Source organism: Bradyrhizobium sp. I1.14.4, from assembly GCF_050435825.1.
In the GTDB taxonomy this organism is placed as follows: Bacteria; Pseudomonadota; Alphaproteobacteria; order Rhizobiales; family Xanthobacteraceae; genus Bradyrhizobium.
The window spans coordinates 1-26,567 of sequence record NZ_JBNDLA010000042.1 but is presented as its reverse complement, the minus strand read 5'-3'; the positions used below and the strand labels follow the sequence as shown (position 1 = coordinate 26,567).

Here is a 26,567-nt window from a genome sequence, read left to right as displayed (position 1 = left end):
TGCTCATCGTCGCTCCTGATTCGCAGGCACCAGCGTGCCCGCTGTCAGGCAGAAACTCCACTTACCGACCTGTTCAAATTTGCGGAGCCGGCTCTGCCTTCAGGTCTGAGAACGACATCAGCATTTTGTGATCTGCCCAATTCGATCAATCTCACCCGATCGACGGGGCGTCAAACCGAGATAGCACCCACGGATTGAGAATGTGCGAACCTTCTGGGATCATCGACGGTGGAGCGGGAGGTCAGCGCAGAGACTGGGCCAATGCCGAGCATATTATCAAGAGCCGACATGCGCGGCTACGCACGGTCTTCAGAATAAGACGATGCAGCTCGATGTATTCTCGTATCAGCGCTTCGCGTCCGGCAATAAGTGGATCGATGATGATCATCTGCGGTTGGCGTGGTGGCCACCAATTCACGAACCCGCATCGCAAACGGATTCCGGGGGACGATCCCAACTTTGAGGTAGAAAAAGGGCGCAGAAGCCTTGGGATGACTTGCTCTGCGGCAGCGATGGAGCGGATGATCTGCGAGCTGCTGCCTTCCGTTAGCTAGCTGTGCTTCATGCCCATCCCGCTCGGAGGCCATAGACTCTACCAATCTTGGGAGGAGATTGCGGGTTTCAGATCAGTTAGAAGCTCCTCGAGGCTATCCATTGGATAGTCTCGTCTACGAGGCGGCAGGAAGGGGCTATGCCAAGAGATAAGCACCTTGCCAACGGAAGGACGTTGTCAGTCTTGCTGGATCAGAGTTTGCTGACCCTGTCCGCCGTAACCACAGCAATCCTTTTCGCTTGGCTGCTATACTACAGCAGCTATGGTCTCAATCCCTCCGACGAAGGGTTATACCTCAACGTCATCGCGAACCCATTTCAGTACGCAATCAATGTTCCGCCGTCCCTTTTCGGCTTCGTTTATTACTGGCCATATCAGTGGGCGGGTGGCGACATCGCAGTGCTTCGCGTGGCGAACGCAACGCTCACCATGACGCTGGGGTGGATTCTGAGCTTCCTTGTGATCCGGCGCCTCTGGACAGCTGGCTGGCCGCATGCGGCGGTGCTATCGGCAGGGATCGCCAGCATGGCATTATGCGACTTTCGCAATTGGTGGATAACCCCCAGCTACTACGCACTGACCTTTCAATCGCTCTTGCTGGTGATGATCGGCTTACTGCTAGCCGACCGGCCAAGGCGCATCCGTCAGGTCTTGGGGTGGATTCTGGTCGGCGTTGGCGGCTGGTGCTGCTTCATGGCCAAGCCGACTACCGCTGCGGCCATTGCTCTGGTCGTTATGCTCTATGTCGTGCTTTTGCGCCGAAAGTCGCTGCTGTCCATGCTCGGCGGGGCCTTGGTCGCTCTCGCTCTAGTGATCGTTACCGCCTACTTGATTGACGGCGGCATCACCGGGCTGACGACCCGCATGGTCAACAGCGCAGAAATGGCAATCCTGCTGGGTGACAGGCACGGGGTGTCTCTCATGTTTCGGATCGACGGGCTCGCCACCAGTCCCTCCCAACTCGCTATCGCTGCGTTCGTGGCGATAGCCCTTCTGCTCAGCATTCTCATGGGCTCTACGCACAAATTGCTCCCATCGCTGGTTCTCGCTGCAGTGTTGGTCGTAACAATAGCGATCGCGCTGCTGGGGACAGATCCGATCAGCATCGAGTCCTCGACCCTGTTCCTGGTTCCGGCCTTCACATGTCTTGGCGCGATGTTCTATGGCGAGGGCTTGGTTCTGCGTACCCAGGCTCCGACTAGCATCGCTCTAGCGCTAATCTTTTTGTTTCTGCCGCACCTGTTCGCGCTGGGCTCCAATATGAATTACTGGTTCCTCGGAGCAAAGGACGCCTTGTTCTGGATGCTCGCGGTCGTTGCTTTCCTGTGCCCTCTTGCGCAACAGGGACGCAGCGTTACCACCTTACTGCCCCTGGCGGTGTTGGCACAGTTGCTCACTGCATCAGTCATCAATGCTAGCATGCTCAAGTCGTGGCGTCAGGTTAAAGATCTGCGTGCCTATACCGCTGTCATGCCAATGCCGGGCGGTGGAAAATTGGTACTCTCGCAACCACTGCGCGACTATCTGGCTGCGGCCAGAGCCAAGGCTCGTGCGGCCGGCTTAGAAGTCGGTACCCCAGTGGTCGATCTCACTGGCCTCTCGCCGAGCCTGCTGTATGTGCTCGAGACTCGAGCGCTCGGTCTACCATGGCTGGTCGGGGGTTACCCCGGCAGTAGCGCAGTCGCGGTGGAAACGCTCGGACTTGAGACTTGCGCCAATCTGGCCAAAGCGTGGGTACTGACTGAGCCTGAAGGCCCGTATCGTCTTGATCAAGTCAGTGTCATGGCCTCCTTTGGAGCGGGGCAGGCAGATTACGTCGCCGCAGCTACGTTCAATCCCCTTGTCTTTGACGATTATAATCCGAATCCTGCTTGGCAGTTTCTGTTCAAGCCCATCCGCCCCGCTGCGCTGGCGGAGCAATCCTGCCGCGAAGTTAGGCGACAACGGCCGGACAACCAGAAACGGAGCCAATGGTGAAAGCTGTGATACTCGCGGGTGGCCTTGGAACTCGAATCTCCGAGGAAACCCACCTTCGGCCAAAGTCCATGATCGAGATCGGCGGCAAGCCAATTCTGTGGCACATCCTCAAAATTTACTCGCACTATGGCATCAACGATTTCGTCATCTGCTGCGGCTACAAGGCCTATCTGATCAAGGAATACGTCGCCAACTACTTCCTGCACATGTCGGATGTCACCTTCGACATAACAAATAACCGCATGGAGGTTCACCAGCACCATGCCGAACCTTGGAAGGTGACGCTGGTCGATACCGGCGAGAAGACCATGACTGGCGGTCGGCTTAAGCGAGTTGCCAATTACCTGACCGATGACAAGGCTTTCTGCCTCACCTATGGCGATGGTGTGGGAGACATCGATATAGCCGCATTGATCGCCTTCCACCGTCGCCAGGGTACGCTCGCCACTCTAACTGCTACCTATCCGCCTGGTCGTTTCGGTGCCCTCGAAGTTCGCGCCGATCACCATGTCGCTAGCTTCAAGGAAAAACCCAAGGGTGATGGGGGGATGATCAATGGTGGCTTCTTCGTGCTCTCGCCGAAAGTAATTGACCTGCTGGTAGATGACTCCACTGTTTGGGAACGCGAGCCACTCGAGGCCTTGGCTGAGCAACAACAGCTTTCGGCCTACCAGCACCACGGCTTCTGGCAGCCCATGGATACTCTGCGCGATAAGACGTTCCTCGAAGCGCTTTGGGCTGAGGACAAGGCACCATGGAAGATCTGGAAAAAATGAGCGCCTTCTGGACGGGCAAGCGCGTCTTTCTCACGGGGCACACGGGCTTCAAGGGCTCGTGGCTCGCGCTTTGGTTGCAACATCTCGGCGCCCGGGTGACCGGCTACGCGCTGGCCCCGCCGCCCGCAACGCAAAGCCTATTTGAAATCGCCCGCGTCGGGGTAGGCATGGAATCGATTCTGGGCGACGTGACCAATTACGATCATTTGGTCAGCACGCTTCGTAGCGCTGAGCCCGATATCGTTATCCACATGGCCGCACAATCATTGGTGCGCTATTCCTATGCCAATCCAGATGAGACTTATCGCACCAATGTCATGGGAACGGTGAACTTGTTGCAGGCCGTTCGGCAGGTGAGCTCGGTCAGAGCTATGCTCAATATCACCTCTGACAAGTGTTACGAGAACCGTGAATGGATCTGGGGCTATCGTGAAAACGATCGGCTCGGCGGACGTGATCCCTATAGCAACAGCAAGGCCTGCGCCGAACTTGTGTCCTCGGCCTTCCGAGACTCGTTTTTTCAGCCCGGCAGCCATGTGGGCCGCGCGGTGGCGCTGGCTACGGCCCGTTCCGGCAATGTGGTCGGCGGTGGCGATTGGGCCCAGGATCGCTTGATCCCCGATATCCTGCGCGCCGTTGCAGCGGGGGAGGTGGTAGAAATCCGCTCACCGACCGCTATTCGCCCGTGGCAGCATGTGCTCGAACCCCTTTCGGGATATCTTGCGTTGGTTGAGCGCCTGTTCACCGATGGTCAGGCCTTTGCCGGTGCCTGGAATTTCGGCCCAGCCGAAGCCGACGCCCACTCCGTGGCTTGGATTGCCGATCGTCTGACCGGCATGTGGTCACCGGAAGCCCGCTGGACCGTCACCAATGCACCGCAACCGCACGAGGACCACTATCTGCGGCTCGATTGCGCAAAGGCGGATCAGAAACTAGGTTGGCGTACGCGCTGGGACTTGTCCACCACGCTGACCCGTATCGTATCCTGGCACAAGGCTTGGCTGGCTGGCGACGACATGACAGCGCGCACACTCGCGGACATTGTCGATTTCTCCGGTGTCCGGCGAGATCACGGCGATAGTGTGTGATTGGCTTTGTAAGATTCACTTTGGCGCCTGTGGTGCTATTGGCCCGCGGTTATGGCGCCAGGAGCATCGGCGCGCTGGCCAGCGTGGAGGCATTCCCCACGTCGTCCGGAATTTACATGGCCGCAGTCTATTACACCAAAAGGTTGATGCCGGATGGTGCCATTCTTTTCTAGGATAAACGCTTTGCGCCTCGACAACGTATCTTGTGCTCGGTTTAGCGCAACGGGTGCGCAACCGGGATCAGCATCAGCGCGGTTCAAAGATGCATTACATACCCCGGAGTTCGAGTGCATCGGCAAGGGCAAAGCCCGCGCGCTACGAGTTCGAGGTCAGTATCGCCACCCCTGTGGCGTCTCCGAAGGGCGGACAGTTCCTGCCCCATGCCAAAGCACTGCATGGCAATCCCTTCGACGGCACACACTCCGGGCAATTGCCGACATGGAGAACCTCACTGACGTGGAGGCTCGCCGCATCCACGTCGACAAAGGGTATCGCGGCCACAACCACCTGCATCGGTTCAGGGTCTGGATCTCGGGTCAGGTCCGCCGCGTCATGGATTCCATCCGTCGCGAGATGAAGCTTCGCGCAGCTGTCGAGCCCGTCATCGGCCGCGTCAAGGCCGAACACCGCATGGACCCAACTATCTCAAGGGACGCCTCGGCGACCGCATCAACGCTGTCCTTGCCGCTGCCGGATACAACTTCGGCCTGCTCCTGCGATGGCTGGCAGAGCTTTTGCGCGTCCTCCGCACGTTAGTCGAAACAGTCCCGGATCAAAACTTCGCTTGAGCCGGCCGCTGACCGGTTGTTCACGGACGACTAACGAACGCGCGTGTAACGGAACCTCACTACCGTTTTCAATTGCCTCGCGGGGCATCAGGAGCCGGGAAGTTGATCCGCTCGCGCTCGAACAGGACCGGCTTGTCTCGCACCTGCCCATAGATCGCGAGCACGTACTCGCCAATTATTCCCAGGAAGAACAGCTGAAAACCGCCAAAGAAAAATAGGGCGACGATGATCGTCGTGATGCCTGGCTCTGCGAGCCGCCCGTAGAAGATGAGACCGATAAAGAGATTGGCCAGTGCGTAGAACAGGCTCACTGAGGCTAGCAGGAAGCCTCCAAACAGGCCCAACCGAACTGGGGCAGTCGTGAACGAGACGAGCCCGTTCATGCCCTGCTCGAAGAGCGCCAATAGGCGGTTCTTCGAGATACCCTTCTTGCGCGCCCGCCACAGGTACGGAACCCCGATCGATTGCCCGCCGCATTCGAAAGTCATCATGCGCATGAAAGGATAACCATCGCAGATCTGCCGCATGGCTTCTACGACCCGTCGATCGACCAGCTGGAAGTCACCGACGCCCGGGGGGACGACCACCTCCGAAAACTTCGTTAGTAGGCGATAGTAAACGCTGCGGGTGAAGCGCATGACCAACCCTTCCTCGCGCCCGGCGCGGATCCCGTAGACGATCTCGTAGCCTTGTTCCCAGAGCTCGACAAATCTTGGCAGAAGCTCTGGTGGATCCTGCAGGTCGGCCGGAAGAAACAGGAGGACGGCATCGCCCGAACTGGCCATCACGCCATTGTATGTGTTTCGCAGCGGGCCGAAATTGCGAGCGTTGACGATAACCTTGACACAGGGATCCTGGGCTGCGATGTCGCGCAGAATGGCGAGCGTTCGATCGGTCGACGCATTGTCGCAAAAGATATGCTCGCGCTGATAGTTCGGCATGCCCTTGAAGATATCTCGAACTGCATCGTAGGCATCCTTGATACTCTGCTCTTCATTGAAACACGGCGTCACGATCGAAATCTTCTTCATCGGGGCCTGCCAAATACAAGATAGCGGTTGATCGCATAAGAGAGCGGAACGAGAAGGGGGAGGGCGAGGATTTGCCCGGCGAGCGGCGATATTGCGAGAGCAGTCAAACTCGTCCAGCAGCAGGATATTAACGAGCCAGACCGCCGTGTAGCCAGCCACAAAGGGCAGGAGGTGGAAAGCCTTCGACTGCGAAACACCAGTCTACCGGTGGAATGAAAATTGAACATAACGCCGCACGCAGTCGCCAGCGTTATGGCAAGTTGATGAGATCCGAGCAGGAGGTAAAAAAGCGCAAACTGGGCATAGCCGAGGGCCGTGTTGGCAACACCGACCAGCACAAATTTGACGAAATTGACCAGTGTACGCTCGCCCTCGTAGCCAAGGGCGCCACCTGCCCGAATATCACTTGCCATGGCCGCCTCTCGCACGGCCCGCAGCCGCCTCCAGGACAGGCAATACGATTTCAAGGGAGTGGCGCCAGGGGCGATACCCGAGCGAAACGGCCTTTCGGAAACTCGAAGCAAACACCGCCTTGGATCCCGTGGGGCTGTCGGCGGTCCGTGCAAACTGGATTTGAACGCCGAAGCGCGTGGCAGCAAGCTCGAGGAGTTCATGCTTACTGACAGGGCTTTGGGTGTAGAGATCGACAGCCAAATTAGGAGCATCCGCAAGCTGCCAGCAGTCGATGACGGCTGCCAACTCAAGTGCCCCGGCATAGTCGCGCATCATCGGATCCGGTGAGGTAACAAAGACCTCGTTGCAGGCAATAGAACGGGCGAGGTCCGAGAGGAAAAACCGGCTTTCGAGAGGTATCGCGATGTCGGCATAACCGAAGATACGCACGTCGAGTATGGCGCGCTGCGGCAAGAAACGATGGCGCGCTTCCGCTTCGAGTTTCGCCAGCGTGTAGGCGGGAACAGACCCAAGTCGATTGACCGGTACCGAAACTCGCGAATCCTCGTCGACCGGTTCGGAAAATTCTCCACCGTAGATTGCGCCGCTCGACAAGAAAACATACCGCGTCCCAGCCGACATTGTGCTCAGCACGTGCCCGTCCCACGTCCGGGTTATGTTGAGAATCTCGCCGCCAAACTCGGCAACGCGCGTGGGCGATCCGGCGCCGATCGCATTGATAACGAGCTCGAATTCCGATGCCTGGAATGCCCCGAGCGCACGGATCGAGACATTGTCGGGCCAGAAGTCGGCTCCCAGGGCGATCGGCCGGCGGGTAAAGAGAGCGAGCGGCTCATGGCCTCTTGACGCCAGCACACGCGCCAGGCTCGAACCAACATATCCGGTGGCACCGAGGATGGCGATCACGTCAGCATACCCTCAATAACTCCAGGCCTTGGATAGGCGACGAAGCGATTGCCAGAGGCGTACTCCGCATCGCTGAGATAGGGAAATTGATCGTTGATAGGCCGGCCCATCTCTAGCTTCGGCTCTATGAGTGTCTGCTCGCTCAGCATCACTTCGATCACGATTGCTCCGCCCGTAAACAGATCCGGCGTGATCTGATCGATCCTCTCGACGCGAGCACTTCGCAAACCATAGGCTTGCGCAATTCGTCCGAAATCCGGAACGCTGTAGCCGGCCTGGGAGGCGCTGTAGCGGCTGCCAAGGTAGGAATCCTGGAACTGCCGGATCATGCCATAGCTTGCATTGTTCATCACAAGCACTGCTACATCGAGGCCAAGGTGCTTGAGGGTTTGCAGCTCCTGGATGTTCAGCTGCATGCCACCGTCTCCATTGTAGGAGATCACTTGGCGGTGCGGTGCCGCTAGCTTGGCACCGATCGCAGCGGGAAGGGCGTATCCCATCGGTGAATAGCCGCCCGCGGTAAAGAGCGTGTGACGCTTGATCTTGAAGGCTTGATGTAACCAGCAGATCGCGGCACCGGTATCGCCGGCAATGATCGCGTCCGCAGCCACAACCTCGTTGATACGACGGACAACATCGTAGGGCGACAGCGAGTTCAGCCGGCGCGCTGACGCGCTGGTCTCGCGGCCAAGATAGCGGTCCTTCATCTCGGTGACAAACCTGCGCCATTCGGCATCGGTCTCGGGAAGCGCCACGTCCTCCAGCACAGCCGGTAGGTAGCGGAAGTCGAGATGGCTGGTCCGATAGCTGTCGTTGCGATATTTCCGCAGTTCTTCCTCATCCACGTCGACCACATGCACGGTCGCGCCGGTGGCAAAATTGCGCGGATTGCCGGACCGCTGACGATTGTCCAATCTGCTGCCGAGCACCAGAACAGCATCTGCATTCTGCAGTACAAAATTGGCACCGCGGTTACCGTAAACGCCAATTTGGCCGAAGAATCCGGGATGATCATGATCAAAGAACGTTAGTCCGGCCCAGCTGGAGACGAAGGGTATTCTTGCTCGCGCGAGCCAGTCGGCGACCTGCCGCTCGACTCCTGCAAGTCCAACTCCGCCGCCCCAAAGCACTACCGGCCGACGTGCTTTGGCAAAGGTCCTTGAAATGCCGGCTGCGACAGTCTCGGCCGGCTCACTTTTCTGCGGCCGTTCTGGTTGCAGGACAACGTCGCCCGCAACTTCGCTCTGCTGAACATCCATGGGAACATCGATGAGAACGGGCCCTTTCCGCTCGCTCACCGCAATTGAATAGGCCCTGGCAAGTTCCCGCCGCAGCTCTTCGCCGCTGCGGACTATCACAGCGTATTTTGTGATCGGCCGGACCATGTCGACGATCTTCGTCTCTTGAAAACCCGACTGGCGGACATTGGCGCCGTGAAACGTGCTGGCTTCACGCTGATTCACCTGACCGGTGATGTGGATGGATGGAATGGAATCGAAGTATGAGCAAGCGATTCCTGTGATGAGATTGGTCGCTCCGGGCCCCGAGGTCGCCATTGTTACGCCGACTCGGCGGCTGACCCGCCAAACCGCGTCGGCCGCCATCGCGGCCGATTGCTCGTGCTGGAAACAGGTGCAGGTCAGTTCAGGATGACGCCAGACCGCGTCAACCATGAAAGCGCAGGCGCCACCCGTAAGCGTGAAAACGCGCGTGCTGCCGATCCGAGCCAGGAACTCGGCAATGTATTCGGATCCATTCACGGTCTATTCGCGCGATTGGTGGCGAGCCGGGCACGGCAGAAATCAGTAATCGTGCCTATTACATACTCGAGTTCCGCAGCCCCAAGCCCGGGGTAGAGACCGATCCAGAACGTCTGGTTCATCACGCGATCGCTGTTGGTCAATTTGCCATGCACTCGGTAGTGCCGATTTCGCATGTAGGGCTGGCGGGTGAGATTGCCGCCAAAAAGCAAGCGTGTGCCGATCTTCCGATCGTTGAGATGTCGTACGATTTCGTCCCGGCTGAACGGCGCTGATTCACGTACCGTAAGCAAGAAACCGAACCACGATGGCGTACCGTGCGCGGTGGCCTCAGGCAGGATGAAAAGGTCCTCAAGCCCGCGCAGACCCTGCCTCAGCGAGTCGAAATTGCGCTGCCGCGCGGCAACGAAATCATCAAGATGATCAAGCTGCGCAAGGCCGATGGCGGCCTGCATATCGGTAATCTTCAGATTGAAGCCGAGGTGACCATAGATGTATTTGTGGTCATAGCCGTGGGGAAGATCCCCGAGCTGCCGGCCGAAGCGGCGGTTGCAGGTGTCGTCCTTGCCGGGATCGCAATAACAGTCGCGGCCCCAGTCGCGAAGAGTCTGCATCGCCCGCCGCAATCCAGGATGGTTGGTAAAAGCCGCGCCGCCTTCGCCCATCGTGATATGGTGCGCGGGATAGAAGCTCAGGGTGCCGATGTCGCCGAACGTCCCCACATGCCGGCCGTTGAGCGTTGCACCGAGCGCGTCGCAGCAGTCTTCGATGAGAAAGAGGTCATGCCTCCTGGCGATCTCGGCGATCCGCGCGGCATCGAATGGATTCCCAAGTGTGTGGGCCACCATGATAGCGCGCGTTTGCGGAGTGATCGCCGCCTCGACGAGCTCGGGCGTAACGTTGTAAGTGGGAATGTCGATATCGATGAAGACTGGCGTCATCCCCCACAGCATGGCGGGATTGACGGTCGTCGGAAATCCGGTTGCGGCCGTGACGACCTCGCTGCCGGGCGGCAATATGCGCTCCCGTAGGAGAGGCGAGGTGAGAGCTGAAAAGGCAACCAGATTTGCCGACGAACCGGAGTTGACCGTGAGCGCATAGCGTGCCCCGACTCGCTGTGCGAGCTTGGCCTGAAACTCTTCGTTGAAGTGACCCGCGGTGAGCCAGAATTCGAGCGCAGCATCCACGGCATGCTTCACATCAGTGGCGTCGAAGACGCGACCGGAGACCGGCACCGACGAATGGCCCGCGGAAAAGAGTTTCGAGGCGTGAGTCAGCGCGTAGTGGCGTTCCACCAACTGATGGATTTCACGTCGGACGTCCTCTGCCTGCAGCGCAGAATCGACGGGCTCGGATTCCGGTGTGCTTTGGATCGTCATGATAATCCCTCGGGTGGATCGAAAATGCCGTGTCGATGCACTGACGTGTTTCCTTCACAAACCTTCGGCAGTGCTGACGCCTGAGGTGCCGATCAGTATGCTCCTCGACGATATCTCGCGCCACCAATCGTCCCATGAGCGGACCAAGTGTTGCGCCACCATGCTTCACCGCGACGTAGATTTCACTGTGCTCATCGAGTCGGCCGATCATTGGCAAGCCACTGCCGGCAACGCGTTCCTCAGTCGCGAGTGCGACCGCAGACTTGCCGCATTGCCGGCATGGAGTGGTTGGCCCGGATCATTGGGAGATGCCTGCATCACGAGCACGGAGCATTTCGGGTCGTTGGCGAACAGATTGTGATTGATTGATCTTGCATGCCGACTCCTTGCGTTTGACCGGCCTAGCGCGCATCAACCAACACGTGGCATGTATCTGCCATCTAGATCAATTACTAGCGTTGGTAGTTGACCGTGCCGCGTAAATTGTTGCATCTCGCCATAGTGCGCAAAGTTGTTCGATTGTCACCGTCAGAGTGGGTGCCGATACCGCGTATGTTGATTGGTCCGAGGCGCGCAGTCTTAAACACCGGATAGCAGCGCGCGGAGTGTTTCCGTATACGGGGCGGGCCTGGCTCGCCTGTGCGAAGAGCTCTGTCGGGTTGCCGTGCAGGAAGCCGGGTTGGACCAGGACCAGCCCGGTTATCGCTCAGCCGCGCGCGGCGCTTTCGAGACGTTCCAGGGAGCCGTCGATGACGGGCGCCACAAGCCAGGCCTCTTGGCATAAGGCGTGGACCTCGCAGTCGATCCTCATGACTCGCTCTCGCCGCAAAACGGAACCGGCGGAGCATCCGCCGGGGTAGCTCCCTCAAAACTGCAGGTCGTCGACGGCTGCCCGGTGGGCGTAGACACTCGCGAGCTTCTGCTCAAGCGCGCGGCGGGCGACGTTCCACTGCGCGTCAAGGCCGTGGCGCTTGACCTCCACTAACTCGCCGATGGGGCCGTGTCCAAGGAATGCTCGCGAGCCATTGCAGTACGGGCTCGCTGTAGAGTGCACATTTGGTTATTTGCTCAGGATTCCCATCCTTGGCTTGTTTCCACTTAGCGCGAACTAGAAGCACGAACAATGCCGGCTGGAGAAAGTGGATCAAATCGTTCGTACGACTCGGACGAAGCTGAAGCGCGAGTTCTGGGCGTCGGATATAGGCCATTGATGCCAACAACAGGCTCGTCTTGCCAATGTTGCCACGGAGATCGTCACGACCATTCCAACAACCACATCGACGGGTCCCCGACGTCGGGCCCACCTTTAAATCAGTTAGGCCGCGGGAAAGCCCATGCACGACGCCGGAAATAGCCTTGACCAGCATTCAAAGGCTACAGAAGAGACCACAAGAAATGGGTTGGGAGCATGATCCGTATTGGGGCCGGCCTAGCGGCCTCTCTTTGCGGGCCGTTTGAGGAACTCAGCAGGTTCAACGTCGAGTTTGTCGGCAAGACGACCTATGATTTTTATGCTGACGTAATACTCTCCCTTTTCAAGTTGGCTCAAATAGCCCCGGCTTATCTTGGCCTCGAAGGCAAGCTCGTCTTGCGACCATCCCTTTGCATTGCGCAGACGGCGCAAATTGGTGGCGAATGTCTCCCGCAAGTCCATCCGGGAAAGGATGCCGCTTGCTCGATATACTGCACCTCGATATACTTGGCAAAATGTCGTCTGACGAACGTTGTGAACCGAAACTGCGACAATCTGCTGCGCATGCGTAAGATCATCCGGACCTCACCACTCAATCCTCGCTCATCCTGCTCCGGATAGGTCAGTGCTCGGTGCGCTATGGCGCGCAGTATCTGCTGGCTGATGCAGAAGCCGCCGACGCGGTTCGGGCAGAGGTTGCTCCGACCGTGCTGAATGTTGATCCAGATCGCCGGCCAGTGCGCGCTGGCGAAACGTTCGTGGTCATTTGGCGGAAGCAAAATGGACGGACAACCGAGATTGCTGCGGCTTGCTTCGCGGCGGCGGACAAAGTAGCAAAATTGGCCACGTGGAGTTCGAAATTGAGAACGAAGTTCTCGCCGGACGGGAAAGTGACCGACCCGCGAGCACGAACCGTGTTTGCCACCAAACCGCTCGTGTCGATCTTTCCGGCAGGCAAGGCGAGCAGGTGCTAGTTGGGCGGCAATCCACTGATCGTGCTCCGAGCGAATACGGGCCGCAGTCAAATCCACATTGACCACGTGGAGCGAGCGAAATGGACATAAGCGGTAGCGATTGAACCAGAGGCGGATATGGCATCCTTCAAACGAGATTTCCGCGGGCAAATATTCGAGCTGGTCGCGACAATTGGACGGTACCAAGATGCCATGAATACGGCTAGCATCGCCTAGATTTAGGTAGAGGTTTTTCGGTTTGAGAGGAGTTCCAGGCAGTGCCGTCCGATTCGAAGATCGCGGATTTGGCGCCCAGCGCGCTCGAGCTTACGCCATACGACGAGCAGCACGCTGTTACCTATATGCGCCTTCTTGATGCGGAAGCCGATAACGCCGATTGGCGCGAAGTCGCGCGCATTGTACTAGGTCTTGATCCGACGCATGAGCCGGATCGCACGCGCCGTGCTTTCGAAAGTCATCTGGCTCGCGCCAAGTGGGCGGCGGGTCACGGCTATCGTGAACTCCTGCGCCGGGGGTAGTCGAAAAGTGAAGGGTGACAGCATCTGAAGCAAACGTAACTTCTTCCAATCGCGTAAGTAGATCGTTCCATCGCGTAATCGAAACAGCATTGAATGAGTGCACGAGCACAACCAGAAATCGTCACAATTGTTGGGCTGCAGTATCCTTGCGTGTGCGTGAAAAACAGTGGGGAAGCAGTACGATGTCAGGTGCCGACTGGAGATCAGAGAGTGCATACCATGAGGTAAAGAAGGCAGAAACTCCCGACGTAGCCTGGGAGTGGCTTCGTCGTGATCGCGAGTATCAAAAAGACTTTAGCGCCCTGGTCAGCAGCGAAAAATCCAGCGTGACGGCGAATGGCTTCCGAGGAAAGTGGGGGCTATTCGTTTCGTAGCTGATCCGCACAAGACGTTCGACAAACAAGCCGTTTTCTGGGCGCCTGAGGTGCTGCCGACCGTGCTAGCCGTCCGCGTGGCTACATCCGCGGCGGCGTCCAATCGGTGTGAGCTTGATTTCGCCAAACTGGCAGGCTGCGAGCTTCGTGAGGCACCGGATGGCATGCCATCGTGCCGCTCGGGGACGCGAAGCATCGGCTTTGGTTAACAGAACTTCCACCGAGCGGCTCATCGGTTGCCGTCGACTTGCCGCTCGACCGCAACTTCGGCCTCCGTTTGCAGGCTGCACATCGATTCTGGTTGGCACTCGAACAGCGTCCCGTTGGGCCGTCCCCTCTTTCGATCGGGACCCGGCATCGGCACATCCTCGGTTTGCGTGCGGTGGACGGCTGGCTGGAAGGCAACAGCTATCGTAATATCGCGCAAGGCCTGTTTGGCAAGCATCGCATTCCCGATCGAGGTTGGAAAACACACGATCTGCGCAGCCGGACCATTCGCCTGGTCCAGATGGGGCTGCGTCTCATGCGAGGCGGCTATCGTGGCTTGTTCCGTCACAAGGGCAAAGACAAAGGATGACACTCCTGAGCTCTTAGTTGGTCGGCTAGCTGCATGTTGCGGCCCTCGAAAATAACACCTACCAACTCATTGAGCGAGGGTTCATCAAGGCGCGCGGCATCCTGTGGGCATTCGGCTGACTCTTGGCCGCCGCGGGAAGGGGCATAGTCGAAGGTAAAGGGGCAGAACGGTCTGCATCATTGGTTGCGTCGCTTGACCGGACAATCGATCCCACTTTAAGCCATTGCATCTAAATCCACTCCATCGATCGAATTTCAGATGTCTTCGGATAGGTCGTTAGGCGGCTTCCGGAACGGCAGTCTTCTTGCAGAGTCGAGCGGACCCATCGGCAGAAGGCGCGCGCAATTTCGGGATTGTCACTGCGGTCGACCGCGTAGGCCCGATACTGCATGCCGCTTGGAGTGCGCGTTCCTCGTATTACATGCAGCGCGCCTCCGCGTACGAGATCGCTGACGATGATTTCAGGCGCTACCAGCAGGCATTTTCCCGTTATGACAGCCGGCAGCGCCAGGTAGTTGTGGTCGTATCGCGCCCCCGACTTTATGTCTTTCGCAGTCAGGTTCATCGCCCTCAGCCATGTCGGCAATATGTCGGGCCGGGATGTGATGTTCAGAATGGGCATTGAACGAGCAATTGAGAGCGTTTTTCCCGCGACGTGATTTGGAGAGCCTACGCATACGAAGAACTCATTGTAGATTTCCCAACTGTCGGCCGGTTCGATGACGGAAAGGTCGCGTGTAATCAAGATGTCGAAATCGTCGGAAGATGTCGGTGGTGACAGCGAACTAATAACATCCACAGTGACGCCGCCTACCTCGGCGGAAAATGCTTGGAGATTCGGAATCAAAAGAGAGGAAGCGAAGGTAGAAAGTGACGTGCGGACCACAATCCGGTTGGCGTCAGGACGATTTCGCCGGCGCATTCTCCTGGCAGTGAAGCAGATTGTTTCGAGTGGTTCGGCGACCGTGTTGGCAAATACCCTTCCAAACTCCGTTAATTCGCTCCGCCGACCGCGTCGCTCGATGAGGTCTGTGCCGAGATAGTCCTGCAGCACGCTAGGTAGCGGCTGACCGAGCTCTGTGTTGTTCCCAATGCGTTGGCCGCCCGCGTTACGCTTCCTTCTCGCGCAATGGTCACAAATGCCCGGATTGCATTGAGGGGCACTTCATCGTGTTCGGCAGCCATCTTCTGCTCCGGTAGCTTCTGGAATGTCCGCAAATTGCGATGGCAAAGCCATTGCCACGAATGAATGCTCCATCACATTATTTGAAGTGTATAGCCGAATTACTGCAATCAACGATATGTCGCGCACAAGATCGACCTCGTCGGTACGATCCGTGCGCTTCGGCTCGCTCACTTCGATCGGTGTCGGCGGCTCTCTTCAGAGGTGCATCTTCAGACGGCCCATAAGTATGGTCGGCGCGATCACTGTTCCTGCCGTCGAAAGCCCGCAACTTCTCGAGGAAGAGGCCGAGTACTCAAGTTTTGCCAACACCATCAAAATAACGCCGGAGCGAAGCTCGGGCGCCGAGGACCGTTTGAAGGTGTCGTTGGTTACGGAGAGTACTAAGGGTAACGTTCAGGGAAGGAAGCGAGCTTCAGCAGCCCTGATCTCGTGCATCTTTTGAAACCTGAAAATCTCTTCCACTGGCAGAATATCCTTATGCACGTTCTGGACGCCGCCATCGGCGATGATCCGGCGGAAGGTCTCCTGCATGCAGGTAGCCGCATCACGGATGCCGTAGTTCCCGTGGATCATCATGCGGATATTGCCAAGCGCCTTGACTCGCTCGGCCTCCAGTTCCGGATAGGCGTTTGGCACGATCACCAGCGCACCGACCCGGTCCATGCGCGCGAAAAGCTTTCGATTTCCGATGGATCCTTCATTTTCGTATGGATTAGGATCATGTCGGCGCCAGCCTTCACGTAGGCTTTTGCCCGGCGCAGAGCTTCCGCCTCGCCAAACCCCGCGATCAGAGCTTCGGTGCGGGCGATGACGAGGAAATCTTGGTCTCGTCTTGTCGCAACAGCGGCTTCGATCTTGCCCTGGAACTCCTCAATGTGAAGAAGCTCCTGGCGCCCGCCGGCAGCAAGGCTCGTCACCTTCGGAAAGGTCTTGTCCTCGATGACGACGGCGCTGGCGCCGGCGCGTTCGTATTCCCTGATGGCATGGATCATATTGATCGCGTTGCCATAACCCGTATCGATATCCGCGACGATTGGCAGCGTCGCGCCTCCGGCGATCGCCCGCAGCATATCGTGATGCTGCGTCATCGAGATCAGGCTCATATCCGCCAGACTATAGAGCGCCGACAGTTCAAAGCCGGAGGCCCACAGGCCGTCGAATCCGGCCCCTTGCGCGAGGATCGCAGAAAGTGGGCTATGCGCGGCCATGATGTGGACAAGACGGGTCTCGGCCATACGGGCACGAGGCGTTTGGCTGGCGCCATCGAAAGATCCTTCAGGACAGGGCGGCGCAGGCCGCGATAATGCGGTCGCAGGCGCGGGTGAGCTCCTCGCGCGACGAGGCATAGGAAATGCGGATATAGGGCGATGCCGCGAAGCCACTGCCCGGCACGACGGCCACGGCGAATCCGTTGAGCAGATACATCGCAAAGTCGGTGTCGGTTTCCCTTGCCATCGGGCGTCCGTTTACCGATAACACCTGCGCAGGGAGGGAAAACGTAGAAGGCGCCGTCCGGCACCTGGCAAGAAAGTCCCTTGGCTTGGTTCGGCTTGGCGACGACAAGGTCGCGACGCTGCAGGAAAGTGCTCCCAAATTCCTCGAGGTGGATCCGGCCGCCGGAGAGCGCCTCGATCGCGGCATATTGTGAAATCGAGCTGGTGTGCGAAGGGGTCTGTCTCTGGATCAGGTTCATGGCCTTGATCAGCGGCAGGGGCCCTGCGCCATCATTGCGTCGGCCTTGGATACGCCGTTGACGGTCAGCGTCGTAGAGGTCCGGCGCGACTGCGGCCATTGTGGCGACGTTGTAGGTGAGTTTTTCATAGATATTGTCGGACAGCACGTGAACATGGACATGGCGGCGCAGCACCGCGGCGAGCGCCAATAGCTCGCTTCGAGTGTAAACCGCGCCGGTCGAATTGCTGGGCTAGTTCAGCATCAGCCACTTGGTACGTGGCGTGATCGCTGCGTCCAATGCCTCGAGGCTATGCTTGAATCCATGGAATTCATCGCAGGCGACGAGAACCGGCTTGCCGCCGGCGAGCGCTACCATATCGGGATAGGAGACCCAGCACGGTGCGGGGATCACCACCTTGTCGCCTGCGTCAAGGCTGGCGAAGAGTGCGTTGAAAGCGACTTGCTTGGCACCGCAACCCACCGTGATCTGGTCGATCCCCGTAGCCGAGCCCGTGATCGCGGTCCAATCTCCTCCGGATCGCCTCGCGCAACGGCTTGATGCCGGCGACCGGTGTGTACTTCGTCTTCCCCTCGCGAATTGCCTGGATGCCGGCGTCGCAGATCGCAGGCGGGGTGTCGAAATCCGGTTCGCCCTGACTGAGGGTGATCACATCGAAACCATGATCACGTAGCTCGGCCGCGCGCGGTCATGGCTTTGGTTTCAGAGGGACGGACAAGCTTGAGCCGTTCAGCAACGAGAGACAAATTGAGCACCTGAAGTTTGACGCAAAATTGTTGACGGCTTCTACTCGCTGGCAAAGTGGCCAACAAACGGACAATCGCGTTTGTTGAATGAACTGATCGCAAGTTGCGATGCCTCGCGTCGCATCGCCGGAGATGGCGCTTCTCGCGGGCGCGTCACCCAGCGGAAGTCGAGCAAGATATTCGCTGCTCGGTGTGTCGGTGCGGCGCAGACACGTGTGAATGCCCCGGGGCCAGATCGAAAGATCAGTAGGAAGCGAAACGAAGCGCTTTCGGGTTCAAGCGACAAAATTGCGTGGCGCGCCACAAGAGCGCAGCTCCGAGACTCGCTGCCGCGTGCGAAAGGCCCGTTGCCAAGCGATCTCGACGAGGGTGCTCAGGGGCCTTGAAACGCTTTTTAAGCTCCGAAGCACCCAGGCCATCGCATATTGCAGGGGCTTCCATCGAATTATTCGATCAGTGTCATCCAGCTGTAGCACGATAGGTCTTGAACCTCAGCCTACCCATCAAGGGGATAGCCGGTCTTCTCGTCGCGCTTGCGAAGAGTTTCATGCCAGTGAGGAAATAACGCGGTGGCATCGGTTTCGATCGAATGCATTAGTAAGGGCTACGGCCAGACGCCTGTCCTGCGCAGCGTTTTCACTGTCGATAGCCAATGGTGAGTTCCTGACGCCGTTGAGACCGTCGGGCTGTGGGGCATCAACGCTGCTCCGTATCCTGGCCGGACTTGAGGTGCAGGACGCCGGCTCGGTCTGGATCGGCGAGCGCGTGGTGGACGGACTGCTGCCAAAACGGCGGGATATCGGGATGATGTTCCAGTCCTACGCACTCTATCCCCACATGAGCGTTGCGTCGAACTTGGCGCTGCCGTTGCGGATGTGCCGGCTCTCTGCCTTACAGAGGCTTCCCTTTCTAGGCCGTCTCTTGCCAAGAACCGCGCAGATCACTGCGGACATCGACGTGGAAGTCTCCCGTACCGCCAAGTCCCTTGGCATCGGCCATCTGTTGTCGCGCAAACCGGGGCAGCTCTCGGGCGGCCAGCGCCAGCGTGTCGCAGTTGGCCGGGCGATGGTGTGCCATCCGGCTGTCTTCCTGATGGACGAGCCACTATCCAACCTCGACGCCAAGCTGCGTGTACAGATGCGCGCCGAAATCAAGGACCTGCATCAGCGGGTCGGGGTCACCTTCGTCTATGTTACGCATGATCAGGCCGAAGCTATGACCCCTTCGGACCGGGTGGGAGTGATGCTCGACGGAGAGTTGTTGCAGGTTGCTCCGCCGCAAGACATCTATACCGATCCCGACAATCGGCGCGTCGCCGAATTCATCGGTTCGCCCAAGATCACCTGCTTGATGGTGTGGTGCGCGAACGCGGCCTAATCGACGTGGCTGGGTCGACGCTCACGATCGAAGCCGATGCACTCACAGGCACGCCGCTCTCGCTTGGCATTCGTCCCAAGCCTTCTATCTCGCCGACCACGGGGCAGTGGGCACTGACAGGTTCCGTGCGAATGATCGAGCATATGGGATCAGATATCTTCGTTCATCTCGATCTGGCCGGCATCGATCAGCCGTTGATCGCAAGGCTGCTCGCCGAACGGGCGCCGCATATCGCGCCCGGCCAGACCTTGCATGTTGGCGTGAGCCCGGACCGCATTCTTTTTGCGCGGGACGGGTGACGCTTACGGCGGGAAGGGGATTCTGTCCGGAGATCCGTCACTCCGTTCCGGGAGGTCGTAGGATGAGCGAGCCTCTTGCTGTTTCCGGCGCCTCGGACAAGCGGTCCATGCCGGTCGAAATTCCGTTAGCCGTCCCGCTGGCGAGTCCTTGCAGAATCGCTGGCGGCTTTGACGCTGGCCGGACCCGCCATGTTCTTTTTGCTTGTACTTTTCTTCCTACCAAAGCTCCCCGAACAAATCCATCTCCAATTCAGAATCGTCCATCGTATTAGTCGATGGCTGTCACCTGACCATTGCTTCCCCACGATAGTGCGTCGGCGAAACGAGCACGGTCCTGGAGGACAGTGGCATGGCATTTTCGACTGGGTGCGCTGGCTTACATCGTTGCAACTTTGCGCAAGCTGGAGTTGTCGGCCGATATTGTTCTTCCTCATTGAATTGCGGGCGCGCCGACAGAACGTCGTACGAGCCCGCTTTGCAGAAGCCGCGCGGTCAATTCACGTGCGCACCTGATTTTGTAGCCGCGGTTGTCGCGGTGAAGTCCAGGTTTGAATACGAGCGCTTCGTCACGCGTGAGGAATCTCTTCAGCCACGCAGCGAGGAGCAGGCGTTGTCCGGTCACAGCGAACCTGGGCGGCCTGAGGTGTAGCGCTCTCGTTTCTCGCTAGCTGGGCGCGGGCGCGCCAGGGCGAACACCGACATCTACGAGTTTTTATTTTCCTACGTGAAAAACATAGGGACCTATGTTTGCGTACTTTGAGTGGAGGACTTCGGTGCTGAAAGCAATCTTCGGACTAAGATCGGACGAAACAACCCGGTATCCAACATTATCCCGACCACGGTCATTGGTTGGCCGTCACGAGCGGCGTCGGTTTTCGGTGGCCAGTATGACCGAGAGGCAGCCAAGCTTTGTTGTGGATGATGTCAACTCTGACGAGACTGCACATTGTTCGAACACGATCCTTAAAAAGGTCGTACTGACTTCAGCGGCAGGCCTGATCGCGTTGGGCGGAGCACAGGCAGCTGATCTTCCCGTCAAGGCCAAATCGATCGAGTACCTGAAGGGGTGCTCCGCGTATGGTGCCGGTTTCTATGACATCCCGGGCACCGACACCTGCATCAAGCTGGGTGGTTTCCTGCGTGCCGATGCGATGCTGGGCAGCAATAGTTTTGTCCTGAACCCGGTTTCCGGTGTCGGTGCTGCACACAACCGTCTCAGCAATGCCTATACCGCTCGTTCTCGAGCAGATCTCAGCATCGACACGCGCACGGCAAGCGAATATGGCGTGGTGCGTACCTTCTTTGAAGGGAATTTCACCTGGAAGACCGGCTCGACCGGTGCGGCCGGAACGGGCGCGACATCGTATTCGGGCGATGGCGTCGGGCTCGGGACTCTCAGCATCTGGTATGCCTTCATCCAGTTCGCGGGCTTCACGGTGGGAAAGGCGGTCTCCCAGTTCAGCGCGCCCTGGACCAATTATCCGGCCAACAACTTCTTCGACGGCCTCCCGGGTGGCGGCGGCGATGCCTCGGGTGTCAACCAGTTCAGCTATACTGCTGATCTTGGTCAGGGCATCACGGCGACGATGTCTGCGCAGGATCCAACTGCCTATTACCAGACGAATATCTCGAACACGACCAATGCCACGGCCGCTGGCATCGTGACGGGTGCCTACGGTTCGCAGAGTTACGGTGGCACCGTGGCGCCTGACATTGTCGGCATGGTGCGGATCGACCAGGCGTGGGGTCTCTTTCAAGCATCGGCCGGGGCGCACAACAACCATGCCGCGTACTACGGTGGGAGCGAAGCCACAGGGCACGCCGCCGACAAATGGGGCTGGGCAGGTCAGCTGGCGCTATCGATCAAGAATATCCCGACAGGGGCGGGTGACACGATCAATTTGCAGGGCGCCTACACCAAGGGTGCGAGCACCTTTAGCATCCAGGAAAACATCCCAACCGGGTGGGCTATGTACGGCGGCACCCGCCGAACTGACGTGTACCAGAGCATCGGCTTCGCCGGCGTGTCTGATGCCATCTACTCCGGCACGACGGCAGCAACAGGCACGGCTTTTCAGCTGACCACGACGTATGGCTTCAACGCTGGTTACATTCACAATTGGGATCCCTCCTGGAACACTGCGCTTTATGGCGGGTGGGCTGCTGTCCGCTACACTGATGCGGCCAAGGTTCAGATCTGCGGCAGCGCTGGCATGGCTGCACTCGGGCTCACGGGCGTCTGCAACCCCGATTTCAACATCGCGGCGGTTGGCACGGTCACACGCTGGACGCCGGTAAGAAACCTGACGTTCTCGGCCGACCTTTTCGCCACGTTCCTCGATCAGAAATATTCTGGCACTATCACGGCGCCGGCGGTTGCGGCAGTCGCCAAGCCGGCTGCAGTGTATGAACTCAAGAACCAGAGCGCGGTGAGCATGCTGGTGCGCGTTCAGCGCAACTGGTGAGGTTCTTCTGGAACGGAGAGAGTATCCTCGGAGAAGGCTTGCTAGATGCAAGCCGGCCTCCCTCGGTCAGCGGCTGGCTCTGTGCTAAAATCACTTGGGAAGACCTCCGACGCGCGCGTTGGAGGTCTTTCGGACAATCAGGTTGCGTGTCGCATGCAATCGTTCCGCGCATTCGCTTTCAGCGCGAAGCGTCTCCAGAACGCCGGATTAAAGCTGAAATTCATGAATGTCGCATTGGCCCGCTTAGATCCACTCAAGTCCGTCCAACCACGACGGCTTCTCACGACATAGTGCAAGCGGCTTCGGTGCTATGAGCCGCGGCAACTTTTCGCAGCATCGAGTCCGTGATGTCCACCGCGCATCCGGTCGAAGTGGTGCTCGCCTGGAACGTCGGCCGCCCTGCTTCACTCGCATTCGGGCGCAGGACGTGGGTGTTCGGGGCGGTGACCCTGGCCAATGTTGCACGCCTGGCATCTGATGGATACTGACCGGACCTGGCGCCGTAGACCGGCAATTGCCGCGCACGAGCAGTGAATCCATCTATCCTTGGGAGCAGCTTCGCCATAGCGATTGACGCCGCCGTACTGGGCATTAACTCAACTGCGATGTTAGCTGGATTCCAGAATTGCGGCCTTCTTACAGAGCCGGGCGAGCCACCGGCAAAAGGCGCGGGCGATTTCTGGCTTGTCACTGCGGTCGACCGCATAGGCCCGATATTGCATGCCACTGGGAGTGCGCGATCCTGGTATCACTTGCAAAGCGCCCCCGCGCACGAGATCGCCGACAAGGATTTCAGGCGTGACCAGAAGGCATTTTCCCGTTATCACCGCCGGCAGAGCAAGGTAATTGTGATCATATCGCGCCCCCGGCTTGATGTCCTTGGCGGACAGGTTCATCGCTCGTAGCCATGTGGGCAGTATGTCAGGCCGCGATGTAATGTTCAGAATTGGCATTGAACGAACAATTGAGAGTGCTCTTCCGGCGACATGGCTTGGAGAGCCCACGCAGACGACCGTCTCATTGTAGAGTTCCCAATCGTCAGCCGGTTCAATGACGGAGAGATCGCGGGTAATCAAGATGTCGAAATTGTCGGATGATGTCGGCGGAGATAATGAACTGATCACGTCGACGATGACGCCGCCCATCTCAGCAGAGAACGCTGAAAGATTCGGAATCAGAAAGGAGTGAGCGAAGGTGGAAAGTGACGTGCGGACCACAATCCGGTTGCCGTCCGTTTGCGTCCGGCGCCGCATTCTTTTTGCGGTGAAGCACACTGTATCAAGCGGTTCGGCGACGGTGTTCACAAAAAGCCTTCCGAATTCTGTCAACTCGCTCCGCCGGCCTCGCCGTTCCACAAGATCTGTACCGAAATAGTCCTGTAACACCGCCAGATAGCGGCTGACCGAGCTCTGTGTCGTTCCCAATGTGCTGGCTGCGCGGGTCACGCTTCCTTCCCGGGCAATGGCCACAAACACCCGGATTGCATTGAGGGGCACTTCATCGTGTTCGATAGCCATCTTCCGCTCCGGTCGTTCCTCAATGTCCGGTAGTTGCCCCGGCAGGCTATTGCAAACACAAAGGGCGAATGCTCGATCACATTATTCGACGTGTTTAGTCGGATTACCGCTCAATGACGATTTTGTCGCGCGCAAGAACGCATCTCGGTACGATTCGTACAGTTTGACTGATGACGTCGTTTGATTGTCGGCGCGGCGTCTCAGATGGCGCTCGTGAGGAGGGCGGCGCGATTACCGTGTCGCAGTCTCCAGCGCGCAGTTTTCTGGAGGACAAAGCCCTTGACTCAATTGCTCCCAAGGGCCGCAGAATTGAGCGGCGCTCGGGGCGCGCAGTATCGCCTTCAGATCTAGGTCGCTATGGGGAGCTAAACGCGGCGTTCAGCGAAGGAAGAGAGCTTCAGCCGCCTTGACCTCGTGCATCTTCTGCAGCCTGAAAATCTCGTCCACCGGCAGAATGTCCTTGTGGACGTTCTGGACCCCGCCGTCGGCAATGATCCGGCGGAAGGCTTCCTGCATCGCAGTTGCAGCAGCGCGGATGCCGTAATTGCCATAGATCATCATACGGATATTGCCCAGCGCCTTGACCCGTCCGGCGTCGAGATCCGGGTAGGCGTTCGGCACGATTACCAGCGGCACCGGTCCGGTCCAGGCGCGCGAAAAGCTTTCGATCTCGGTCGGATCCTTCTTTTTCGAGTGGATCAGGATCATGTCGGCGCCAGCCTCCACATAGGCTTGCGCCCGATCCAGGGCTTCCGCTTCGCCGAGGCCTGCGATCAAGGCTTCGGTGCGGGCGATGACGAGAAAATCCGGGTCTTGTCTCGTCGTGACGGCAGCCTCGATCTTGCCCTGGAATTCGGCAACGCGCAGCAGTTCCTGGCGCCCATCGGCAGCAAGGCTCGTGACCTTTGGAAAGGTCTTGTCCTCGATGACGACGGCGCTGGCCCCGGCACGCTCATATTCGCGGATGACATGGATGACGTTGATCGCATTGCCATAGCCCGTGTCGATGTCCGCGATGATGGGCAGCGTCGTGCGTCCGGCGATCGCCCGCAGCATGTCCAGATGCTGCGTCATCGAAATCAGGCTCATGTCCGCCAGGCCGTAAAGCGCCGACAGTTCGAAGCCGGAGGCCCACAGGCCATCAAATCCGGCTTCTTCGGCCAGAATCGCTGAAAGTGGGCTATGCGCAGCCATGATGTGGAGCAGGCTGGTCTCGGACAGGCGGACACGGAGGCGTTTGGCGGGGGGCATCGGAAGATCCTTCACGACAGGGCCGCGCAGGCGGCGATGATGCGGTCGCAGGCGCGGGTGAGGTCCTCGAGCGAGGAGGCATATGAAATGCGGATATAGGGCGAGGCCATAAAGCCGCTGCCGGGCACGACGGCCACAGCAAACGCATCGAGCAGATACATGGCGAAATCGCTGTCGGTTTCGATCACCTTGCCGCCCGGCGTACGCTTGCCGAGAACGCCCGCGCAGGAGGGAAAAACGTAAAAGGCTCCGTCCGGCACCCGGCACGAGAGGCCCTCGGCCTGGTTCAACTTGCTAACCATGAGGTCACGGCGCTCCAGAAAGGCGCGCACGAATTCATCGATATGGCCCCGGCCGCCGGACAATGCCTCGATAGCGGCGTATTGCGAAATCGAGCTGGTGTGCGACGAGGTCTGGCCCTGGATGAGGTTCATCGCCTTGATCAGTGGGAGAGGCCCCGCACCGTAACCGACGCGCCATCCAGTCATTGCGTCGGCCTTGGACACGCCGTTGACGGTCAAGGTGCGCTCATAGAGGTCGGGCGCGACGGCGGCCATGGTCGCAAAGTCAGCGTCATAGGTCAGCTTTTCATAAATGTCGTCCGACAGCACATGAATTCGCGCATGCCGGCGCAGCACCACGGCGAGCGCAAGCAGCTCACTTCTGCTGTAGACTGCACCGGTCGGATTGCACGGCGAGTTCAGCATCAACCACTTGGTGCGCGGCGTGATCGCCGCCTCCAGCACCCCGGGGCGGAGCTTGAAACCATGGAGCTCATCGCAGGCGACGAGAACCGGCTTGCCGCCGGCGAGCACCACCATATCGGGATAGGAGACCCAGCACGGCGTCGGGATCACAACCTCGTCGCCCGGATCGAGGCTGGCAAAGAGTGCGTTAAACACAACCTGCTTGGCGCCGCAGCCTACCGTAATCTGGTCCAAGCCGTAATCGAGGCCGTGGTCACGGCCGAAGCTCTCGCGGATCGCCTGACGTAACGGCTTAATCCCGGCGACCGCAGTGTACTTCGTCCGCCCGCCGCGGATTGCCCGGATGCCGGCTTCGCAAACAGCGGCTGGCGTATCGAAATCCGGTTCGCCCTGACTGAGCGTGATCACATCAACGCCTTGATCGCGCAGTTCGGCGGCGCGCGCTGTCATGGCTTTGGTTTCAGAAGGGCGGACGGCGCGGAGGCGTCTTGCAACGAGAGACAAGATAGAGGACCTGCGGACTTGGAAAGACAAACTCTTTGCGGTTCCTACCCGCTCCTACACGGTCTAACCAATCGGACAATCATGTTTTTGCATGAAACAATCGAAAGTCGCGATGCTTAATCACCGCACCCGCCGGACATGCCGCTTCTGCGGACGCTCTACAACGGTAGTGGAAGGCTCTGCCGGGATTGAGTATTGCGGCATCGATCAGCCGTTTGGGTTCGGCACCGCTTGTCGGCTCACGTCTCTGCGCACGGCGAGGACACGCCGCGGAAAGCGCGTCGGAGATGAACCTTTTGGGAGTCGACAGTTGAGGCCCGATCGTTCATCAGCAGACGTGATGGATCGTTGTTGCGCCGGCGCACGCCAGGCACAGTTTCCTCGCTCTGTTTGTTCATGGCGGACGTGTGGGAAGGTGTCCTAGTACCCGGAATCAGAGCTGAGTGATACGGCGGCCTTTGAAGCGGCGTTGGCGGACCTTTTTCTTGGTCCAGACGAAAGGCTCGGCTTTGTCG

At 58.7% G+C, this 26,567-nt stretch carries 24 protein-coding genes and 2 pseudogenes; 11 read left to right on the top strand and 15 right to left on the bottom strand.

Annotation, left to right across the window (positions count from 1 at the left end; translation table 11 throughout):
• The first annotated feature begins 751 nt into the window (after positions 1–751).
• The 4 genes and pseudogenes from ABIB78_RS37000 to ABIB78_RS36985 all read left to right on the top strand — a co-directional run.
• Entirely contained in the window at positions 752–2,530 is a 1,779-nt protein-coding gene (locus ABIB78_RS37000) for a hypothetical protein (protein WP_429033975.1), read from the top strand.
• Entirely contained in the window at positions 2,527–3,306 is a 780-nt protein-coding gene (gene rfbF / locus ABIB78_RS36995; RefSeq protein ID WP_429033973.1) for a glucose-1-phosphate cytidylyltransferase, read from the top strand. Before ABIB78_RS37000 ends, rfbF begins: the two co-directional genes overlap by 4 nt.
• A complete protein-coding gene (rfbG, locus tag ABIB78_RS36990) occupies positions 3,285–4,394 on the top strand; it encodes a CDP-glucose 4,6-dehydratase (RefSeq protein ID WP_429033972.1) in 1,110 nt (369 codons plus the stop codon). Before rfbF ends, rfbG begins: the two co-directional genes overlap by 22 nt.
• Before the next feature lie 205 nt (positions 4,395–4,599).
• Positions 4,600–5,182, top strand: a pseudogene (locus tag ABIB78_RS36985) (IS5/IS1182 family transposase); the annotation flags it as partial.
• 68 nt (positions 5,183–5,250) lie between these two features.
• Here the strand turns inward: ABIB78_RS36985 and ABIB78_RS36980 are convergent.
• From ABIB78_RS36980 to ABIB78_RS36955, 6 genes are all read right to left on the bottom strand, one after another.
• The gene (locus tag ABIB78_RS36980) at positions 5,251–6,213 is read right to left on the bottom strand and encodes a glycosyltransferase family 2 protein (RefSeq protein WP_429033970.1); all 963 of its coding nucleotides are present in this window, start codon (positions 6,211–6,213) and stop codon (positions 5,251–5,253) included.
• Positions 6,210–6,626, bottom strand: coding sequence for a GtrA family protein (locus ABIB78_RS36975; protein WP_429033968.1), 417 nt, complete (start codon positions 6,624–6,626; stop codon positions 6,210–6,212). Before ABIB78_RS36975 ends, ABIB78_RS36980 begins: the two co-directional genes overlap by 4 nt.
• The gene (locus ABIB78_RS36970; protein ID WP_429033967.1) at positions 6,616–7,533 is read right to left on the bottom strand and encodes an NAD-dependent epimerase/dehydratase family protein; all 918 of its coding nucleotides are present in this window, start codon (positions 7,531–7,533) and stop codon (positions 6,616–6,618) included. The genes ABIB78_RS36975 and ABIB78_RS36970 overlap by 11 nt, the downstream gene beginning before the upstream one ends.
• A complete protein-coding gene (locus ABIB78_RS36965; RefSeq protein WP_429033965.1) occupies positions 7,530–9,293 on the bottom strand; it encodes a thiamine pyrophosphate-binding protein in 1,764 nt (587 codons plus the stop codon). Before ABIB78_RS36965 ends, ABIB78_RS36970 begins: the two co-directional genes overlap by 4 nt.
• Positions 9,290–10,672 (bottom strand): lipopolysaccharide biosynthesis protein RfbH, encoded by a 1,383-nt coding sequence (gene rfbH, locus ABIB78_RS36960; RefSeq protein ID WP_429033964.1) that lies wholly within the window; start codon positions 10,670–10,672, stop codon positions 9,290–9,292. The genes ABIB78_RS36965 and rfbH overlap by 4 nt, the downstream gene beginning before the upstream one ends.
• Positions 10,673–12,101: 1,429 nt before the next feature.
• Positions 12,102–12,326 (bottom strand): helix-turn-helix domain-containing protein, encoded by a 225-nt coding sequence (locus ABIB78_RS36955; RefSeq protein WP_429033963.1) that lies wholly within the window; start codon positions 12,324–12,326, stop codon positions 12,102–12,104.
• Positions 12,327–12,496: 170 nt separating this feature from the next.
• Here ABIB78_RS36955 and ABIB78_RS36950 point away from each other — a divergent pair, with 170 nt between their 5' ends.
• The 4 genes from ABIB78_RS36950 (at position 12,497) to ABIB78_RS36935 (ending at position 14,307) form a co-directional block, all read left to right on the top strand.
• A complete protein-coding gene (locus ABIB78_RS36950) occupies positions 12,497–12,838 on the top strand; it encodes a hypothetical protein (protein ID WP_429033961.1) in 342 nt (113 codons plus the stop codon).
• 257 nt (positions 12,839–13,095) lie between these two features.
• The gene (locus tag ABIB78_RS36945; protein WP_429033959.1) at positions 13,096–13,356 is read left to right on the top strand and encodes a DNA -binding domain-containing protein; all 261 of its coding nucleotides are present in this window, start codon (positions 13,096–13,098) and stop codon (positions 13,354–13,356) included.
• 182 nt (positions 13,357–13,538) lie between these two features.
• Complete coding sequence (locus ABIB78_RS36940) at positions 13,539–13,730, top strand: transcriptional regulator domain-containing protein (RefSeq protein WP_429033958.1); 192 nt, start codon at positions 13,539–13,541, stop codon at positions 13,728–13,730.
• 247 nt (positions 13,731–13,977) lie between these two features.
• Positions 13,978–14,307, top strand: a complete 330-nt coding sequence (locus tag ABIB78_RS36935; protein WP_429033956.1) for a DUF2285 domain-containing protein — start codon at positions 13,978–13,980, stop codon at positions 14,305–14,307.
• A 229-nt stretch (positions 14,308–14,536) separates the two neighbouring features.
• Here the strand turns inward: ABIB78_RS36935 and ABIB78_RS36930 are convergent, their stop codons facing one another.
• The 6 genes and pseudogenes from ABIB78_RS36930 to ABIB78_RS36905 all read right to left on the bottom strand — a co-directional run.
• Positions 14,537–15,361 (bottom strand): LysR substrate-binding domain-containing protein, encoded by an 825-nt coding sequence (locus tag ABIB78_RS36930; RefSeq protein WP_429033954.1) that lies wholly within the window; start codon positions 15,359–15,361, stop codon positions 14,537–14,539.
• A complete protein-coding gene (locus ABIB78_RS36925; RefSeq protein ID WP_429033952.1) occupies positions 15,301–15,492 on the bottom strand; it encodes a helix-turn-helix domain-containing protein in 192 nt (63 codons plus the stop codon). The genes ABIB78_RS36930 and ABIB78_RS36925 overlap by 61 nt, the downstream gene beginning before the upstream one ends.
• Positions 15,493–15,886: 394 nt before the next feature.
• Positions 15,887–16,156: a hypothetical protein gene (locus ABIB78_RS36920; RefSeq protein ID WP_429033950.1), complete on the bottom strand. Its 270-nt coding sequence runs from the start codon at positions 16,154–16,156 to the stop codon at positions 15,887–15,889.
• The gene (locus ABIB78_RS36915; protein WP_429033948.1) at positions 16,132–16,728 is read right to left on the bottom strand and encodes an isocitrate lyase/phosphoenolpyruvate mutase family protein; all 597 of its coding nucleotides are present in this window, start codon (positions 16,726–16,728) and stop codon (positions 16,132–16,134) included. The genes ABIB78_RS36920 and ABIB78_RS36915 overlap by 25 nt, the downstream gene beginning before the upstream one ends.
• Before the next feature lie 40 nt (positions 16,729–16,768).
• Positions 16,769–16,948, bottom strand: coding sequence for an aminotransferase class I/II-fold pyridoxal phosphate-dependent enzyme (locus tag ABIB78_RS36910; RefSeq protein WP_429033946.1), 180 nt, complete (start codon positions 16,946–16,948; stop codon positions 16,769–16,771).
• 88 nt (positions 16,949–17,036) lie between these two features.
• A pseudogene (locus ABIB78_RS36905) lies at positions 17,037–17,648 on the bottom strand (aminotransferase class I/II-fold pyridoxal phosphate-dependent enzyme); the annotation flags it as partial.
• Positions 17,649–18,151: 503 nt separating this feature from the next.
• On the opposite strand from ABIB78_RS36905, the gene ABIB78_RS36900 reads away from it, so the two are divergent.
• The 3 genes from ABIB78_RS36900 (at position 18,152) to ABIB78_RS36890 (ending at position 22,073) form a co-directional block, all read left to right on the top strand.
• Positions 18,152–19,309 carry an ABC transporter ATP-binding protein gene (locus ABIB78_RS36900; RefSeq protein ID WP_429033944.1) on the top strand — a complete coding sequence of 386 codons (1,158 nt, stop codon included), beginning with the start codon at positions 18,152–18,154 and terminating at the stop codon, positions 19,307–19,309.
• On the top strand, positions 19,291–19,608 hold the full coding sequence (locus tag ABIB78_RS36895; RefSeq protein ID WP_429033942.1) for a TOBE domain-containing protein: 318 nt from the start codon (positions 19,291–19,293) through the stop codon (positions 19,606–19,608). The genes ABIB78_RS36900 and ABIB78_RS36895 overlap by 19 nt, the downstream gene beginning before the upstream one ends.
• A gap of 887 nt (positions 19,609–20,495) precedes the next feature.
• Positions 20,496–22,073, top strand: a complete 1,578-nt coding sequence (locus tag ABIB78_RS36890; RefSeq protein ID WP_429033940.1) for a porin — start codon at positions 20,496–20,498, stop codon at positions 22,071–22,073.
• A 608-nt stretch (positions 22,074–22,681) separates the two neighbouring features.
• Here the strand turns inward: ABIB78_RS36890 and ABIB78_RS36885 are convergent.
• The 3 genes from ABIB78_RS36885 to ABIB78_RS36875 all read right to left on the bottom strand — a co-directional run bounded on the left by ABIB78_RS36885 (position 22,682) and on the right by ABIB78_RS36875 (position 26,052).
• Positions 22,682–23,590: a LysR family transcriptional regulator gene (locus ABIB78_RS36885; protein ID WP_429033939.1), complete on the bottom strand. Its 909-nt coding sequence runs from the start codon at positions 23,588–23,590 to the stop codon at positions 22,682–22,684.
• Positions 23,591–23,968: 378 nt separating this feature from the next.
• Positions 23,969–24,841 (bottom strand): isocitrate lyase/phosphoenolpyruvate mutase family protein, encoded by an 873-nt coding sequence (locus tag ABIB78_RS36880; RefSeq protein ID WP_429033938.1) that lies wholly within the window; start codon positions 24,839–24,841, stop codon positions 23,969–23,971.
• A gap of 11 nt (positions 24,842–24,852) precedes the next feature.
• Positions 24,853–26,052: a pyridoxal phosphate-dependent aminotransferase gene (locus ABIB78_RS36875; protein WP_429033936.1), complete on the bottom strand. Its 1,200-nt coding sequence runs from the start codon at positions 26,050–26,052 to the stop codon at positions 24,853–24,855.
• Positions 26,053–26,567 lie beyond the last annotated feature (515 nt).

Excerpts from the sequence above, each read along its gene's own strand:
- rfbG (WP_429033972.1), top strand. The coding sequence starts at position 3,285 with ATGGAAGATCTGGAAAAAATGAGCGCCTTCTGGACGGGCAAGCGCGTC.
- ABIB78_RS36980 (WP_429033970.1), bottom strand. The coding sequence starts at position 6,213 with ATGAAGAAGATTTCGATCGTGACGCCGTGTTTCAATGAAGAGCAGAGT.
- ABIB78_RS36975 (WP_429033968.1), bottom strand. The coding sequence starts at position 6,626 with ATGGCAAGTGATATTCGGGCAGGTGGCGCCCTTGGCTACGAGGGCGAG.
- rfbH (WP_429033964.1), bottom strand. The coding sequence starts at position 10,672 with ATGACGATCCAAAGCACACCGGAATCCGAGCCCGTCGATTCTGCGCTG.
- ABIB78_RS36955 (WP_429033963.1), bottom strand. The coding sequence starts at position 12,326 with ATGGACTTGCGGGAGACATTCGCCACCAATTTGCGCCGTCTGCGCAAT.
- ABIB78_RS36940 (WP_429033958.1), top strand. The coding sequence starts at position 13,539 with ATGTCAGGTGCCGACTGGAGATCAGAGAGTGCATACCATGAGGTAAAG.
- ABIB78_RS36925 (WP_429033952.1), bottom strand. The coding sequence starts at position 15,492 with ATGGCTGCCGAACACGATGAAGTGCCCCTCAATGCAATCCGGGCATTT.
- ABIB78_RS36920 (WP_429033950.1), bottom strand. The coding sequence starts at position 16,156 with ATGGACCGGGTCGGTGCGCTGGTGATCGTGCCAAACGCCTATCCGGAA.
- ABIB78_RS36915 (WP_429033948.1), bottom strand. The coding sequence starts at position 16,728 with ATGGCCGAGACCCGTCTTGTCCACATCATGGCCGCGCATAGCCCACTT.
- ABIB78_RS36910 (WP_429033946.1), bottom strand. The coding sequence starts at position 16,948 with ATGGCAAGGGAAACCGACACCGACTTTGCGATGTATCTGCTCAACGGA.
- ABIB78_RS36900 (WP_429033944.1), top strand. The coding sequence starts at position 18,152 with ATGCCCCGGGGCCAGATCGAAAGATCAGTAGGAAGCGAAACGAAGCGC.
- ABIB78_RS36890 (WP_429033940.1), top strand. The coding sequence starts at position 20,496 with ATGACCGAGAGGCAGCCAAGCTTTGTTGTGGATGATGTCAACTCTGAC.
- ABIB78_RS36885 (WP_429033939.1), bottom strand. The coding sequence starts at position 23,590 with ATGGCTATCGAACACGATGAAGTGCCCCTCAATGCAATCCGGGTGTTT.
- ABIB78_RS36880 (WP_429033938.1), bottom strand. The coding sequence starts at position 24,841 with ATGCCCCCCGCCAAACGCCTCCGTGTCCGCCTGTCCGAGACCAGCCTG.